General features: G+C 32.8%; 15 protein-coding genes. 9 read left to right on the top strand and 6 right to left on the bottom strand.

Features of this window, described 5'->3' with window-relative positions; all coding sequences use genetic code 11:
• The first annotated feature begins 329 nt into the window (after positions 1 to 329).
• From C5F50_RS04870 to egtB, 3 genes are all read left to right on the top strand, one after another.
• The gene (locus C5F50_RS04870; protein ID WP_179372545.1) at positions 330 to 614 is read left to right on the top strand and encodes a hypothetical protein; all 285 of its coding nucleotides are present in this window, start codon (positions 330 to 332) and stop codon (positions 612 to 614) included.
• A 75-nt stretch (positions 615 to 689) separates the two neighbouring features.
• Positions 690 to 2,132, top strand: coding sequence for a proline--tRNA ligase (proS, locus tag C5F50_RS04865; protein WP_179372544.1), 1,443 nt, complete (start codon positions 690 to 692; stop codon positions 2,130 to 2,132).
• A 50-nt stretch (positions 2,133 to 2,182) separates the two neighbouring features.
• The gene (gene egtB / locus C5F50_RS04860) at positions 2,183 to 3,493 is read left to right on the top strand and encodes an ergothioneine biosynthesis protein EgtB (RefSeq protein ID WP_179372543.1); all 1,311 of its coding nucleotides are present in this window, start codon (positions 2,183 to 2,185) and stop codon (positions 3,491 to 3,493) included.
• Here egtB and egtD read toward each other — a convergent pair.
• A complete protein-coding gene (gene egtD, locus C5F50_RS04855; RefSeq protein ID WP_179372542.1) occupies positions 3,490 to 4,512 on the bottom strand; it encodes an L-histidine N(alpha)-methyltransferase in 1,023 nt (340 codons plus the stop codon). The genes egtB and egtD overlap by 4 nt on opposite strands.
• Before the next feature lie 95 nt (positions 4,513 to 4,607).
• Here egtD and C5F50_RS04850 point away from each other — a divergent pair, with 95 nt between their 5' ends.
• Positions 4,608 to 5,573, top strand: coding sequence for an oligopeptide/dipeptide ABC transporter ATP-binding protein (locus C5F50_RS04850; protein ID WP_179372541.1), 966 nt, complete (start codon positions 4,608 to 4,610; stop codon positions 5,571 to 5,573).
• On the opposite strand, the gene C5F50_RS04845 is transcribed toward C5F50_RS04850, so the two are convergent.
• A complete protein-coding gene (locus C5F50_RS04845; protein WP_179372540.1) occupies positions 5,570 to 9,094 on the bottom strand; it encodes a chromosome segregation SMC family protein in 3,525 nt (1,174 codons plus the stop codon). The two genes, C5F50_RS04850 and C5F50_RS04845, sit on opposite strands and share 4 nt — an antisense overlap.
• 358 nt (positions 9,095 to 9,452) lie before the next feature.
• A complete protein-coding gene (locus C5F50_RS04840; protein WP_179372539.1) occupies positions 9,453 to 9,614 on the bottom strand; it encodes a hypothetical protein in 162 nt (53 codons plus the stop codon).
• Between the two features lie 142 nt (positions 9,615 to 9,756).
• Here C5F50_RS04840 and C5F50_RS04835 point away from each other — a divergent pair, with 142 nt between their 5' ends.
• A complete protein-coding gene (locus C5F50_RS04835) occupies positions 9,757 to 10,491 on the top strand; it encodes a carbon-nitrogen hydrolase family protein (protein ID WP_179372538.1) in 735 nt (244 codons plus the stop codon).
• On the opposite strand, the gene C5F50_RS04830 is transcribed toward C5F50_RS04835, so the two are convergent.
• On the bottom strand, positions 10,492 to 11,586 hold the full coding sequence (locus C5F50_RS04830; protein ID WP_179372537.1) for an inositol-3-phosphate synthase: 1,095 nt from the start codon (positions 11,584 to 11,586) through the stop codon (positions 10,492 to 10,494).
• A gap of 102 nt (positions 11,587 to 11,688) precedes the next feature.
• Here C5F50_RS04830 and C5F50_RS04825 point away from each other — a divergent pair, with 102 nt between their 5' ends.
• Genes C5F50_RS04825 through C5F50_RS04815 form a run of 3 tightly spaced genes read left to right on the top strand, consistent with a single transcriptional unit; the run spans position 11,689 to position 14,065 of the window.
• Entirely contained in the window at positions 11,689 to 12,630 is a 942-nt protein-coding gene (locus C5F50_RS04825; RefSeq protein WP_179372536.1) for a deoxyhypusine synthase, read from the top strand.
• Between the two features lie 49 nt (positions 12,631 to 12,679).
• Positions 12,680 to 13,393, top strand: coding sequence for a proteasome assembly chaperone family protein (locus C5F50_RS04820; protein WP_179372535.1), 714 nt, complete (start codon positions 12,680 to 12,682; stop codon positions 13,391 to 13,393).
• A 51-nt stretch (positions 13,394 to 13,444) separates the two neighbouring features.
• A complete protein-coding gene (locus C5F50_RS04815) occupies positions 13,445 to 14,065 on the top strand; it encodes a LysE family transporter (protein WP_179372534.1) in 621 nt (206 codons plus the stop codon).
• Between the two features lie 216 nt (positions 14,066 to 14,281).
• Here the strand turns inward: C5F50_RS04815 and C5F50_RS13375 are convergent, their stop codons facing one another.
• The gene (locus tag C5F50_RS13375) at positions 14,282 to 14,944 is read right to left on the bottom strand and encodes a DNA-binding protein (RefSeq protein WP_246282153.1); all 663 of its coding nucleotides are present in this window, start codon (positions 14,942 to 14,944) and stop codon (positions 14,282 to 14,284) included.
• 40 nt (positions 14,945 to 14,984) lie between these two features.
• Positions 14,985 to 15,233, bottom strand: coding sequence for a hypothetical protein (locus tag C5F50_RS04805; protein WP_179372533.1), 249 nt, complete (start codon positions 15,231 to 15,233; stop codon positions 14,985 to 14,987).
• Positions 15,234 to 15,522: 289 nt separating this feature from the next.
• On the opposite strand from C5F50_RS04805, the gene C5F50_RS04800 reads away from it, so the two are divergent.
• Positions 15,523 to 15,789, top strand: coding sequence for a response regulator (locus C5F50_RS04800; RefSeq protein ID WP_246282152.1), 267 nt, complete (start codon positions 15,523 to 15,525; stop codon positions 15,787 to 15,789).
• The last annotated feature ends 23 nt before the right edge of the window (positions 15,790 to 15,812 follow it).

The following is a 15,812-nucleotide window of genomic DNA, read 5'->3' as shown; positions in this document are numbered from 1 at the left end:
TTTGACAGATAAAAACTTGATCTTAATTTCATATGCTGAGAATTAATTTAGCATTTTCTCTTTAAGTTCATTGGTTTCAAATTCCAAGATTGAGTCTATTGATTGGAGTTTGTAATGTTGTGTAAATTTGGTTAAATGGTATAAGTACTGCTCTCTAGTATTTGGGCTTTGAATATACTGCTCAAATACTGTAATTGATCTGGATTTCATTGTATAGTTATAAACTCAAAAGGGTTTAAACCCTCTTTTGGTTCTTTTAATTAAAGTTTAAACTTTTTTGAGATCCAAAAAACGCTAGTAATAAATCACCGTATGTTTTATGATTAAACATGGCAGAACTAGAACACAAATACGAAGTAGAGATTAATGAAAAAGAAGGAAGACAAAAGCTGCCACAAGAAGTCAAAGATGAATTAAAAACATCAGGCATGATGGATGAAAAAGGAAAATTAAAACTAAAAGGCGTTAGTCCAAAAATGCTCAAAAAAATGAAACAAGAGTATGTAGATTGTCCAGTATTGAAAGAAGAAATCCAATTCATCCAGTGTTTTGTGTGTCCAAATTTCCAAAGTAGAGTAATGGGCAAAGTTCTCTGTAAAGGGGATTCTCTTTAAAATTCTGAAATAAAGCTACAACGTTAAAATTCTCACGAAAGGCTCATTAGTTAAATTAATTCTTGGAGTTTTAGTTTGAGTAAAGAAGACGTAGGGATCACAGTTTCAAAAAATGAAGATTTTAGTGAGTGGTATACTCAGGTAGTCCTAAAAGCAAAACTTGCAGATTATGCACCGGTTAAAGGATTAATCGTGCTAAGACCGGATGGTTATTCCATTTGGGAATCATTGAGAAGTACATTTGATAAAAAATTTGCAAAAAATGGCATCAGAAATGGATTTCTACCAATTTTGATTCCAGAATCGTTGTTAGGAAAAGAACAAAAACATTTTGCAGGATTTAATCCAGAAGTATTTTGGGTAACTCATTCAGGAACAAATGTAATTGGGGACAAACTTGCTCTAAGACCAACATCAGAAACCTTGGCATATACAATGTATTCCAAATGGATCCAAAGTTGGAGAGATTTGCCATTAAAAATCAATTTTTGGAACACAGCCTTAAGAGCTGAAATTAAAGCAACAAAACCATTTCTTAGAACATCAGAATTTTTGTGGCAAGAAGGCCATACTGTTCACACAACTCAAGAAGAAGCAGAAAAAGAAGTAATGAAAATTTTAGAGATTTACAAAAATACTGTAGAAGAGGAATTAGCAATTCCCGTAACAATAGGAAAGAAAAGTGAAAAAGAGAAATTTGTAGGTGCAGTATATACAACCACAATGGAATCAATCATGCCAGATGGAAAAGCACTGCAAATGGGCACATCTCATTTTCTAGGACAAAATTTTTCAAAACCATTTGAAGTCAAATTTGCAGATAAAGACAATGTAGAACATTTTGCTTGGCAGACGTCATGGGGAGTTTCATGGAGATTAATAGGTGCAATGATCATGACACACGGAGACGACAAAGGTCTGGTATTACCACCAAATGTAGCACCAACACAAGTTGTGATTGTTCCAATTTATAAAAATGATGAAGGTAAAGAAAAAGTCCTATTCAAAGTAGATGAAATCAAAAATAATTTAGAATCAAAAGGAATCAGAGTATATGTTGATGACAGAAGTGAATTATCTCCAGGTTACAAATTTAATGATTGGGAATTAAAGGGAGTTCCGTTAAGAATCGAGATAGGCCCCAAAGATATTGAAAAACAAAGCATGGTAGTTGCAAAGAGATACAATAGAGAAAAAGCAGCTTTGAGTTGTAATGAAGTTGAAAAAATATCCACAATTTTGGATGAAATTCAAAAAGAGATGCTAAAAAATGCCAAAGAACAAGCAAGAAAAAATACCACAGATATTTCAGAATATATAGAATTCAAATCTAAAATTGAGGACGGGGGTTTCCTTAACGCACCATGGTGTGGAAAGTTAGAATGTGAGGAAAAAATCAAAGAAGAGACAGGTGCAGATATCCGAGTTATTCCATTTGGCAGTGAAAATTCGAATCTAAAATGTGTATACTGTCAAGAACAAAGTGTGTCAATTCCTATTTTTGCCAGAGGGTATTAGATGAAATTTAGCCACAAATATAATAATAGAAAAAAGATAATTTCTCAATAATGTCATCTAATCAAGAATTAGATCAAAAAGGAGCATTATTGGAACAGTTTAGAGAAACTCGAAGTAGAACATTAGAACTTGTTAAAACTTTAGAAAAAGATGATTTTGTTGTTCAAACTGCATTTTTTATGAGTCCTCCTAAATGGCATATTGGTCATGTTAGTTGGATATATGAAGCAATTATGAGCAAATTAGATAAAAACTATGAATTTTATTCAAAAGAATTCTCAGAGTATCTAAATTCGTATTATCAACAATTTGGAGTTCCTCATGACAAAGGATTGAGAGGAGTTATTTCAAGACCAACTGTTGATCAAATTTTTCAATACTTTAATACAATTAATCAGAGAGTAGAGAGATTTATTGAATCTCAAACGTTAGATGAACATGCAATCAAAGTAATTACAATGGGATTTCATCACGAATGTCAGCATCAAGAACTCCTAGTATATGATTTGCAACATCTTCTGGCTGAACAATATAGACCAATAAGAAAAAACAAAGTGGCAAAACCAAATGAGACGGATAAAAAATCAGCATGCATTAAGGGCGGACTATATGAAATGGGATATAATGGAAAAAACTTTTGTTATGACATTGAACTTCCAGAACACAAAGTGTACCTAAAAGATTACAAGATAGATATTTTTCCAGTTACTAATCAGCAATACCTAAAATTTATGGAAGATGGAGGGTATGAGACATACAAATATTGGCTATCTGACGGATGGGAGAAAGTAAAAGCAAACAAATGGAATTCACCAATGTATTGGGAAAAAATTAATGATGAGTGGAATGTTAGAGATTTTTTAGGAATTAGGAAAATCAATCCAGATGAGCCAGTATGCCATGTTAGCTATTATGAGGCCGATGCATATTGTAAATGGGCAGGAAAAAGACTCTCTACAGAAGCAGAATGGGAAAAAGCTGCTTGTTGGAATGAAGAAAAACAAGAAAAGACAATCTACCCATGGGGAAACGACGAACCAACTAATGACAAATGCAATTTACTTGAATTGTATTATTGGAAATGTTCTGAAATTGGAGCATTTCCAAATGGAGTTAGTCCATCAGGATGCCAGCAGATGATCGGCGATGTTTGGGAATGGACTTCATCAGAATTTACAGGATATCCAGGATTCAAATCAGGATTTGATGAGTATAATGACAAATGGTTTACAAATCAAAAAGTTTTGAGAGGGGGCTCCTTTGCAACTCCAAAAATGTCAATCAGAGGAAGTTATAGGAATTTTTTCAGACTGGATGAACGTTGGCTATTCTCAGGCTTTAGATGCGCAGAAAATATCTAAATTTTTGATACCAAAGTTAATGAAAAATGATTCTTGTCATCTAACCACGTATGTTTAATTTCAAAGCCTACATCATCAAGAAGTTTGCGGATTTGAGATAATCTATACTTGTGAGAATATTCAGTGTGAATTAATTCATCTTTTTTTAAATTCAACAAAAGATTCGATTTGGAAATTACTACTGATTGATTAACTAGAGATTTCAAATACATCTCAATTCTTTGATCACTTTCATTGTAAAGTGAATGATGTGAGAAATTGTTCAAATTAAAATCAGCATCAAGTTCATCATTGATTCTAGAAAGAATATTTAGGTTGAATTCTGCAGTTACACCTTGTGAATCATCATAGGCAGATTCTAAAATCTGTTTATCCTTGACTAAATCAAGTCCAATGAGAAAGAGATCACCTGGTTTCATTGTAGAATTTATTTTTTGTAAAAATTCATGCCCATCCATTGGAGAGAAATTGCCAAAACTAGACCCTAAAAATAGAATTAAATTTTTTTTATCGTCATAATTTTTTAGAAATTCTAAACCACCTTCATAGGTATCGATTATTCCAGTTATATGCAAATGTTCATAATCCTTTAAGAGATTCTCAGAACTCTCTGTAAGAATCTCAGATATATCAATAGGGAAGTATTCAACATGACCACACAATTTTGTGAAAATATCAAGAATTATTCTTGTCTTTACAGATGCACCACTACCTAATTCAACAACCCGAAAAGTTTTGTCAAGATAGGGAGGCAATTCATCTTGGAGTTGTTTTAAAATCTCAATTTCTGTTTTAGTAGGATAATACTCAGGCAACGTGCAAATTTTTTCAAACAAATCTGAACCTTTTTTATCATAAAAGAATTTAGGATGTATGAATTTACAACATCTGTTCAAACTAAAAAATATCTCTTCAGCAAATGTTTTTTCAATTTTACTGGCATGAGGTTTAAAGTATCGGAGTCTATCATCTATTACATATTTTTTGTAATCTAGATTTTTTTGTAAAGTGTTGCTCAAGTATTAATTCCGTCATTTTTTAACATAAATGCGTTATCCCAAATTTTACGCATAAATCATATTTCTTGATATACTTCTTAATTCAACAATAATCAATGACTGAAATTCTAAAAGTAGAACATTTGAAGAAATATTTTGATAAAAAAGGAATGTTTGGTGGAAAAACAGCAACAGTCAGAGCTACAGATGATGTTTCATTTTCACTTAAAATGGGAGAAGTATTGGTGTTAGCTGGAGAATCAGGTTCAGGAAAGTCAACTATTGCAAAATTAATTCTTAGATCAATTCAACCTGATTCGGGAAAGATCTTTTTTGAAGGATATGAAATTGACAATAAAAAGAAGAATTTAGAAAAAATTAGAATGAATTGTCAAATGATTCATCAAGATCCATATGATTCAATTAATCCGAGAATGAAAATTGGAGATATTATATCAGAACCTCTTGAAATCCACAATGTTGGAAACAAACAAGACAGATTAAAGAGAGTAATTGAAGTTCTACAAGAAGTAAAACTAGAACCTGCTGATGAAATTATAAAAAAGTACCCACATATGTTATCGGGAGGGCAAAGACAAAGAGTAGTTCTTGCACGAGCATTATCATTAAAGCCAAAGATCATCATTGCAGATGAGCCAGTCTCGATGTTGGATGTTTCAATTAGAGCAGAGATGCTGGAATTAATGCAGGATTTACAGAAAAAATACAATATTTCATTTATCTATATCACTCATGATTTGGCAACTGCCAGATATTTTGGTCAAAGAATAGGGGTCTTGTATATGGGGAAAATTGTGGAGATAGGACTAATTAACCAAGTTTTACTGAAACCCAAGCATCCTTACACTCAAGCATTAATTGATGCAATTTCAGAGCCAGATCCGGACAATCTAAAGAAAGAAAAGAAAATTCGAATCAAAGATGCAACAGATGAAGACGTTTTCCAAGGATGTAGATTCAGAGCAAGATGTCCTTACGTCATTGAAAAATGCATTGAAGAACCAGATTTAGTTGAAATTATCGATGGACATTATTCTGCATGTCACGTAAAACTAGACTAGGAAGTATGTACAGATGGCATTCGTTTATCTTTGTAAATAACAACATTTGAAACCCCATTCTTTGGGAAAACACCATAGATCAATTTGGCTTTCTGTATTACAGAGTCTTTTAGAGAAACCATAATGAATTGACTTTCTTGAGATCTTTCTTCTAAAATTTTTGCCAATCTTGCAGAGTTTGGAGCATCAAGATGTGCATCTACTTCATCAAACAGGTAAAATGGAGAAGGTTTTAGTTTTTGTAATGCAAGTACAAATACAATAGCTGCCAATGTTTTCTCACCACCACTAATTGATGTTGATTCTCTTTTTGGTTTGTTAGGGAATTGAATTAGATAAGAAATTCCAGAATTAAAGATGTCATCTTCATTTTGTAATTCTAACCAAGCATTACCCTCAGTCATTTTATTGAAAATTAAACGGATTTCTTTATCGACTTTATCAAATGCATCCAAGAATGTTTGTCGTTTATCTTTCTCTATATCTTCAATGAATTTGACAATGGAATTTCTTTCCTCCTCAAGAGAATTCTTTCTTGTCGACATTGAACGATATCCATAAGAGACTTCAAGATAGGTTTCTGGAGCCTTGGCATTTAATGCATTAAGGGTATTTAGTTCTGCAGTCAACCCCTGAACAATTGATTCAACATCAAAGGTTTCCACGTCTTTATCAAAGCCAAATGAGGAAAGAATTTGCTGTAATTTGACTTCGTTTTCAACTAAATCATGCAAATCCCTATTCAAGGAATCAGTTTGGCGCTCCACTGAATTGATTTGTTTTGTAATTTCTCTGTCTTTTTCAGACAGAATTTTGAGTTTATCATCGTATTCTTTTAGATTTTCAATTGATGAGCCAGATGTAGATATGAGTTCCTGCTCTTTTTCTCTTAATTTTATAAGAATTTCACTCTTTGATTCTTTTTGTTTTTCCAAGTCTAGAATTTTTTCCTCTAATTCTTTGTATTCCAAATTCAAAGAATTTTCTTCATTATATAGACGATCAGATTGAGATTTTTCTCGGTTATCTTGAGTTTGTAAAGTTGTTTGTTGAGAAGATTTATCACGGTATTCATTCATAATTGTGGTGTAAAGCTTTTCAATTTCCGCTTTCTTTAGATTAATTCTAGATAATTCATTTGCAATACGAGTTTGCTCTCCACTAGCATAATTTTCCTCTACAATTGCAATACGTTGACGTAATGATTCTGCATGAGATTCAGTTGTAGATATCTCAGATTCAATGGTTGCATTTCTTGAAGTTAATTCAGAAATTCTTTTTGTTAATTGATCTTTCATATTAATTGCAGAAGTAATTCTTGATTTCAAATTGGCAAAATTCTCATTTGCAGAAGTAAGAGAGTTTTCAGAGATAGAAAGTCTTTCAGAATACGATTGGATAGAATCATCTAATTTCTTCAAAGAATGCTTTTTCTTTAGCATGTATTTTTTGATCAAACCAATAGATTGGAATAAACCATCAATATCACTGCTCATCGAAATTAATTTTGTAAGTTTTGAAATCTTTGAATTGATGTCTATTACAACAGTTCCTCCTTTTGCTTCAAAGAATTCACCATCCATAGTTACTGCTTTGTAACCCAATTGAGATACATTATAGCCAGATTCACGTGTTTCAGTAAGCACAATATTTCCAAACAAGAATGTTTTAAGTGCCGAATATGCAGGAATACAAGTCACATAATCTGCAAGAATGCCTACCACTCCTGATTCTTTAGGTAATTTTAGTTTGAATTGTGGAATGGCTTCAAGTGGGATAATTTTCAGTTTTGGTAGATTTTTACTTCGAGCTACTTCTGCAATCCCAAGTAATGTTGCAAAGTCTTTTACAACAATTGCCTTAATCCAATCAGAACTGACAGCCATCACAGAACGTTCGTATTGTTTGTCCCATGAAATCATTTCATATACTAAACCTTCTATTCCAAGTTTGTCAGCATCTTCTTTTAATTTTGCAACAGTGTAATCTTCGTGCATGAATCCTTTTACTGTTTTAATTTTTGATTCGTATTGAGTTGCAGCTTTACTAGATTTTTCTAAAATTAATCCTAATTCATCCATATCATTGTTAATCTTGGATTTTCTTTCACGTAATTTTGAAATCCTAGATTTTAATTCAGAAATAGTTGCAGTGTGATTATTAATCATAGATTCTAATTGAGATTTGTATTGAGATAGTTTTGCTATATCTTCTTGTAATTCATTAAACTTTGTAGAATTTGTTTTAATTTTAATTGTTGATTCTTCTTTTTCATTTTGGATTTTGGATAATTTTAGTTCAGATTGATTAAGTTCATTTGTTAAAGATTTGATTTTATTATCGATTTCAGATTTTTTAGCTGCAGCTTTTGATTGTGCATTTAGAACATCATTTCTTTGAGAATCAACAAGGTCTAAATCCTCATTAATTTTATTTTTCTTTGAATTTGTTTCTTCTATTGATTCCTTAATTCTATTGATCTGTGAATTGATATCATTTCTAACTTGGTTGATTTCTTCAATCTCATTTCTTATTTCTGGAATCCTAATTTCAATTTGCTCGAGTCTTTTCTTTGATGCAGAGATTGCACTATTATGAATTTCATATTGTTCCATTGCAGAACTTATTTCAACATCAAGGGATGCTTTTGCTTGACTATAATCATTAGCTTCTGCCATCAATTTAGATTTTTCAGTTTCAAGAGAATCAATTTCTGTTCGTAAAGTATTTCTTTCATCATCAAATTTTGTAATTTCTGCAGTAAGTGTATGCAAAGAAGATTCTTTAGATGATTTTTGACCTGAAATAATTTTCATTTTATTTGCAGCAGCGATTGCCTTGTACCGATTTAATTCACGTTCCAAAATGTCATGCCGTAATTTTTGGTTTCGTTCTTCTTCAAGTTCATCTATTCTTTTTTTAATTTCACCCATTTTTGCAAGTGCGATTTCTAATCGCCTGTCTGCCTCATCAAGTTGTTTTATAGATTCAGTCTTTTTTTCATCAAAATATGATAAACCAATTAAATCCTCAATTGTTTTCCTTTTCTCTTCTGAGGTAAACTCAGAAATTCTAGTTACAGTTCCTTGTTGAACAGCATTTAGTTGACCAAGTCCGGCATTAGCCATATCGAGCAAATCAAGAATATGGCTTCGGTTAGTCTTCTTTTTATTTAGATAGTATGTATTTTCTCCATTTTCATCCATTTCTCTTGTTATTTCAACAAGATCAGAATCTACAGGGATTTTTCTATCAGAATTATCAAAGTGGACACTAGATCTTGCCATTTTGGGTCCACGGCGATTTCCCTCAATATCATGAATTAATGATCGTAATTTATCGACCCTCATCACTTTGGGTTTGTTTTCCCCCATTGCAAAAATAATGGCATCCAAAATGTTACTTTTACCAGATCCATTTGGGCCGGAGATCGAAACGAGTCCAGGTTCAAATTGAACTGTAGTATTCTTAAACCCAAATGATTTGAAACCAAAGATCTCAACTTTTTTTACATGAACCAATAACAACAATTTTGCATTAGATAGGATAATCGATGGTTAACAAGTTTAGTTGACATAATTGAGTAATTTTTCTTGTTTTGTTATCATATTTTTCGTAACGGTTAGGATAGTCATCGCAAATTATAAAAAAATAAATTGGTTCGTAATACAAAATTTTTGAGCATATCACATAATCAATTGAAAACTAAGATTAGGCACAAAGATGTCCACATTATTTTAAATTAAAAAAATGGTTTCAGATTTTCTCGGGCTTTCCCTTGAACGTCTGATGCACACAAACAATAGAACAGGAAGAAGCCAATGGACTTTAGTCATTGGTAGTTCACCACGCACAAGATATTCTCTTTTTTTGCCGTAGTTAATTTATCCCTACTTCAACAACCGAGTTTCTGATCTCCACAGGCGTACATTCCTGTGGCTCCCGCAGTAGTATATCTGAACACAATCCATTTTCAGCTTTACGTAACAAATGATACATGTTCATATCAATGATACGACCGTATTTGCCTAACTCTAACATGTGATTGATTACATATGTATTGGATTTGAGTATTTAGTTGTGTTTTGTTTTGAGTTGTAGTGTGTTTGCTCTCATCCCAACCCTGAAGGGTATGAGTTTTCCCGCTCACATCGTATAATTACCGATTAGGAATTCTAAATTTATGGTTAAATTAGGACTGATTCAAACCAAATCATACGATTCGAATCAAAAAGGAATATCAAGAGTTTCAGAGATCTTAAAAAAACTAGGAAGAAAAGAGACAGAAATTGTATGCCTGCCTGAGCAATGGCTAAAGAACAACGTGATTGAGGATTTTGATTTGGAGTTTTTAGAATTTAAGAAAATTGCTAGAGATTTTGCAATGACGATTATTCCAGGAGCATTTTACGAAATCACAAAAAATACATCAATAATCGCCCCAGTTATTGGGCCTGATGGGGAATTCATAGGCAGGCAAGAAAAAATCCACCCATTTGATTATGAACGAGGCAATGTAAAACCAGGAAAAGAGGCTAAAATTTTCAATACTGCATGTAAGTTTGGGATAATAATCTGTTATGACATGGTATTTCCCAATGTTGCCAACGTTCTAGCAAAAAAAGGAGCTCAAGTTCTATTGTCACCAAGTAGAATAGTCAGAAGAGGCATTGTACCATGGCAGATGTATGTTCAGGTCAGGGCATTGGAGAATAGAATACCCATACTTGCCGCAAATGTAGAGAATCAAAGATTTGGCGGAAGCAGCGTTATTGTAGATTTGTCAGAAAACAACAAAATTGTAACAACAAAAATGATCAAATTAAACGGTGAGAGTGAAAGAAGCAAAGAATTCACACTTGATAAATATGAGCCAAGTAGAAAAATCAGATTTTCAGATTCAAACACATTTCAGTAATTAATCGCCAGCAACAAACTTTTCACATTCATCTTTTGCTTTAACATCTGAAGTTTGTTCTATTGGGTGTTTCATCAAATAAGCACTAGCAGGTTTAATTGGGCCACCAACACCTCTATCAAGTGCAATTCTAGCTAATCTAATTGCATCAATTACAATTCCAGCAGAGTTTGCTTTGTCATCAACTTCTAAACGAACTTCCATGTTGTAAGGAATGTTTGCCCATTGGCGACCTTCAATTCTCATAAACATGAGTTTAGTATTACCTAAGAAGGGAATGAAATCAGAAGGACCCACATAGATTTGATCATCATCCAATCTTTCACGAAGTTGACTTTGAACACTTTCTGTTTTTGAAATTCTTTTTGAAGCCAATCTATCTTGTTCTTTCATATTTAGAAAATCAGTATTTCCACCAACGTTGATTTGGTAAGTTTTTTCAATTTTAGTTCCTCTGTCACTGCATAATTTTGCTAATGTTCTATGTACAATAGTTGCACCTACTTGTCCTTTGATATCATCACCAATACATGGAATATTTTTTTCTTCAAACTTTTTTGCCCATTTTTCATCAGATGCAATAAAGGACGGAATGCAATTAACAAAAGCAGTACTAGTGTCAAGGCAGATTTGAGCCCAAAATTCAGTTACTTTGTCTGAGCCCACAGGCAAATAAGATACAATAATTTCAACACCAGAGTCTTTGATTATTTTTTTTACCTCATCAGCAATCTGTTCAGGTGTTTTAGAGCTTTCAATGGGCTTGATTCTATTTTCAACCCATACCCCAACACCATCTAATATTGGGCTTTCATAGACTTTAGCATCGGTTTTTGGCATTTCATCTCTAGAAATCCAGTCAACCATGTTTGGGTATTCATAAATAGCTTCATTGAGTAGTTTTCCAACTTTATTTTCACCCACATCAAATCCACAAACAAAATCAATATCATGAATTCCATAACCGGCTAATTTATCATGAATAATTCCTGTAACTTCTTGAGAGGGGTTTCGACGATAGTATTCTATTCCTTGTATTAATCCTGCAAAACAATTACCAATACCTACCAAACCAACTTTAATTCTATCAACCATTTGAAAATTGGTGTTATTAGACGGGTTTAAAGTTTTCTTAGAAGGAATAGAAAACGTTTCAATTAAGGCAGAATTTTATACTTGCCATCAACGAATAAAATCATGATAGAACCTGGTCGTCCAGTAAAAGATATTGAAATTGATTCTAATACAACAATAGAAAATATTTTTGAAGAATTATCTAAATCAGGGGGATTTGAATCAGTAAATCTTTCTGACGGTTTAGAGATTTTAACTGAAATGATTTTAGATAAACAATGTCTTAGATTTGTATCATTTGTGGGAGCTGTTGTTTCAACAGGACTAAGAGGAATTATAAAAAATATGATCAAAAATAAATGGTTTGATGTTGCAATAACTACTTGTGGTGCACTTGATCATGATATTGCAAGACATTTTTCACATTACAAAGAAGGATCATTTACGATGGATGATATGGAATTGGCAAATCAAAACATTCACAGATTAGGAAATGTGCTTGTTCCAATGGATAGTTACGGACCACTCATTGAAGAGAAAATGCAGGCATTTTTAGAAGAAGAGTATCAAAACGGGACAAAAGAGATGACTACTGCAGAGATTTGCAAGATGATTGGAAAGCATTTAGGAGAAGATTCATTTCTTTATTGGGCACATAAAAACAATGTAAGCGTAGTTGTTCCAGGAATTATGGATGGAGCAGTGGGCAGTCAAATTTGGCTTTTTGCACAAAAACACAGTGATTTTAAACTAAACATGACAGGAGATGCAGATTTACTTTCGGGGTTTATTTTTAAAGCTGAAAAATCAGGTGCCTTTATGATTGGGGGTGGGATTTCAAAACACCACACGTTATGGTGGAATCAATATAGAGAAGGACTAGATTACGCGTTTTACATAACAACTGCACAAGAATTTGACGGAAGTCTTAGTGGGGCATTAGTTAGAGAAGCAATTTCATGGGGCAAAGTTACACAAAAAGCTAAACAATCAACACTGCATGCAGAAGTAACCACAATCTTGCCATTTATTTATGCGGCATTAATTAGAAAATTACAAGAATAGATTAGAAACTAGATAAAAGATATTATCTAATCAAGACAAAGATAGTCTATTGATTCCTGAAATTAAAATTAAAGAGATCAAATCATTGAAATTGGAAGGAGGGTATCTAATTGATGGTTTCCCATCAGTAGGATTTAGTAGTGCAATTGCAACAGAATCAATGATACACACATCAAGTTTTGAATTAGCAGGAATAATAGATTCTGAGAGTTTTCCGCCAATAAGCATCATTAAAAATGGAAAGCCAAATTTTCCAACTAGAATTTTTGTTAATGAAAGTTTGAAAGTGGGGGTGTTTTTATCATATCTAACTCTTGAACAGTCTTTGCATAGAGTTGCAGCTAACGCAATGTTGGGATGGGCTAAAAAACACAGAATAGGACTAATCGTCAGCAGTGTCGCAATAAAAGATCCTAAAGGAAATGAGGAGATGATTGGGATTGGTAGTACCGAGTCTGCTAGAAAAAAAATCAGAGATGCAGGATTGAAAGTGTTAGAACATGGAACAGTTCCAGGAATTCCAGGAATCCTGTTAAATGAAGGAAGCATCACAAAGCAGGATGTAATTGTCATAATTTTTCATACAAATGGAAAAGGGCCAGACTTCAAATCAAGTGCAAATCTTTGCATGGCAATGTCAAAATTGATTCCAGGAGCTTCATGTAACATACCATCATTACAAAAAGAAGCAGAAAAAGCTGAAGAAGTGATTAAAGAAGCACATGAAGAATCAAAACATCTCAAAGATTCTATGTATAGATAAAAATTTCAATTATGTTTATTTCATTATGAAACTACTTGTAATTCATAGATAATGGAACAGTTTTTAGAATTTGCAGTGTTAGTTATTGCCATTTCAGCATCAGGAGTAATGGCACCAGGACCACTTTTTGCAGCCAATATATCATACGGATTAAGAGAAGGTGCAAGGTCTGGGATTAAGATGGCAATTGGCCATTCAATTGTAGAATTTCCATTAATCATACTATTGGGAGTAGGTGTATTTTCTTTAGAAATATTTCCAGAATTTAGAACAATAATTTCTATTTTAGGTGCAATTACACTTTTTGTATTTGCAATTCTTCAGATTAAAACAGTATTTTCAAAAAAAGAAATTTCAGAGATAAGGCCTAAACAAAGTCCATTAATTACAGGAATTTTACTTAGTGCATTAAACCCATTTTTTATTATCTGGTGGGTTACAATTGGTTTTAAATTAATTTCAGATGCAATGCTGATTTGGGCATTTGCAGGAATTCTAATTTTGTTTGCATTACATATTTGGATGGATTTTGCATGGTTGGGCATAGTTTCATTTCTTGCCTCAAAAAGTTCAATGATCCTATCCAATAAGAATTACAAAATTTTGATGGTCAGTCTAAGTTTCGTATTAGTTTATTTTGGAATAATATTTTTGATGGACACCGTCTATTAACCACAATCCAAAATTTCAATTTGAGGTTCACATGAATCATTGAAAAAATCAATTTTTTCAACAATCATTTCACATAATTCAGGATCAAGTGAGTCCTCGTAGGAGAAAACGTCATTTAAAATCAACATATGTTGTATACCGCAGGAATTTCCAGTAAAACTAAGAAGTAAAATGATAATAGAAACTAAAGATACAATTAGAATTATTTTTTTTAAACTAATTTTTTGAAATATCAATTTCCATAGTGGAAACATTACGTTGTTTCCCATCTTGTGAAGTAAGAGAATCAGATGAAATTCTTACGTCACTAATAACATATCCCACTGAATCCATTCTTTTTACAATCATTTGAGACACATCAACTGCTTGAGTAATTCTTTTCCCTCTGGCTTTAATTGTCACAGTAGGTCTTGTAGAAAGTTGAGTTAAAGTTGCCGAGACATAAGTCATAATAGGTTTAGTGCCAACAAAAATCACATCACGTTCTTCAGGAGGATGATGGGTTTCAGAAGTTTCACTTGTTGGTTCTGGTGCGGATAATTGTGGTTCAGGTTCTGGTGCGGATAATTGTGGTTCAGGTTCTGGTGCGGATAATTGTGGTTCAGGTTCTGGTGCGGATAATTGTGGTTCAGGTTCTGGTGCGGATAATTGTGGTTCAGGTTCTGGTGCGGATAATTGTGGTTCAGGTTCTGGTGTTGGTTCAGGTTCTGGTGTTGGTTCAGGTTCTGGTGTTGGTTCAGGTTCTGGTGTTGGTTCAGGTTCTGGTGTTGGTTCAGGTTCTGGTGTTGGTTCAGGTTCTGGTGTTGGTTCAGGTTTAGTTCTAGAGTCAAATTCAGACAAAATATCTTCTGCATCTTTTAATTTTTTAGGGTCGCTCAATTTTGAATTCCTGTTATAACAAAACTTTCTCCGGCTTTTATTAATTTTTCAGGTTTTGCCCATTAAGATAGTCTTCAAATAATTTTTCAAGATCATCTTCATTACTAGCTTTTCTAATTTTCTCAACTAAATCCTCTTGTTCAATCTCATAGCAATTTAAGACATCTTGAGAATCTTTGAAAACCAGCATTGCTTTATTTTTAAAAATACAATGATAGAGTTTTTCTTTTTCCATTTTTTCAGGTTTCAAATTGATTCCGTTTTCGTCAGCAGAAACTGGATAGCCCATAAGAATTATGATGTAACATCAGTATTTAGATGAATAGTATCAATTATTCGACAGTATTTTTTGTAAGATCATGATTTCAAGTACAATTCTACAGAGATGTGAATCGTTATTGGAGATTTAGATTATCTGATATGTTGGAATTGTTTGTAAATCATTACAAACAATCAGTATTAGCATGTAAGAATTCATAACTAATGATGAAGGTAAAGCCACAAGTTATTGTAATTGATGATTACATGGAGTTACAGAAGGTATTTCAGAGTTTCTTGAACTCTGCTCAATAGATGTTTTGGGAACTGGGCATAATGGTAAGGAAGCAGTAGATTTGTATGAAAAACACAAACCAGACATAGTGACAATAGATTCTGTGACGCCAAAATTTGATGGCATATACGCAACAGAAAATATACACAAAATAAATCCCAATGCCAAAATAATCATGGTGACTGGTAATGATGGAAGTTCATTTACATATTTAGAAGAATTAGGTGTTACTGCCATACTCCAAAAACCATGTAGCATGAACAAATTAGTTGATACAATTAACAAGATATAGCAAAATGATTGTATTCAGTTTTG

It is taken from the genome of Nitrosopumilus ureiphilus (genome assembly GCF_013407185.1).
GTDB classification, from domain to species: Archaea; Thermoproteota; Nitrososphaeria; order Nitrososphaerales; family Nitrosopumilaceae; genus Nitrosopumilus; species Nitrosopumilus ureiphilus.
The sequence above is the reverse complement of the archived record's forward strand: the minus strand, read 5'-3'. Positions and strand labels throughout refer to the sequence as shown.

Coding starts and splice junctions, on each gene's coding strand:
- C5F50_RS04815 (WP_179372534.1), top strand. CDS start 13,445: ATGGAACAGTTTTTAGAATTTGCAGTGTTAGTTATTGCCATTTCAGCA.
- C5F50_RS04835 (WP_179372538.1), top strand. CDS start 9,757: ATGGTTAAATTAGGACTGATTCAAACCAAATCATACGATTCGAATCAA.
- C5F50_RS04825 (WP_179372536.1), top strand. CDS start 11,689: ATGATAGAACCTGGTCGTCCAGTAAAAGATATTGAAATTGATTCTAAT.
- C5F50_RS04805 (WP_179372533.1), bottom strand. CDS start 15,233: ATGGGCTATCCAGTTTCTGCTGACGAAAACGGAATCAATTTGAAACCT.
- egtB (WP_179372543.1), top strand. CDS start 2,183: ATGTCATCTAATCAAGAATTAGATCAAAAAGGAGCATTATTGGAACAG.
- C5F50_RS04870 (WP_179372545.1), top strand. CDS start 330: ATGGCAGAACTAGAACACAAATACGAAGTAGAGATTAATGAAAAAGAA.
- C5F50_RS04830 (WP_179372537.1), bottom strand. CDS start 11,586: ATGGTTGATAGAATTAAAGTTGGTTTGGTAGGTATTGGTAATTGTTTT.
- C5F50_RS04840 (WP_179372539.1), bottom strand. CDS start 9,614: ATGTTAGAGTTAGGCAAATACGGTCGTATCATTGATATGAACATGTAT.
- C5F50_RS04850 (WP_179372541.1), top strand. CDS start 4,608: ATGACTGAAATTCTAAAAGTAGAACATTTGAAGAAATATTTTGATAAA.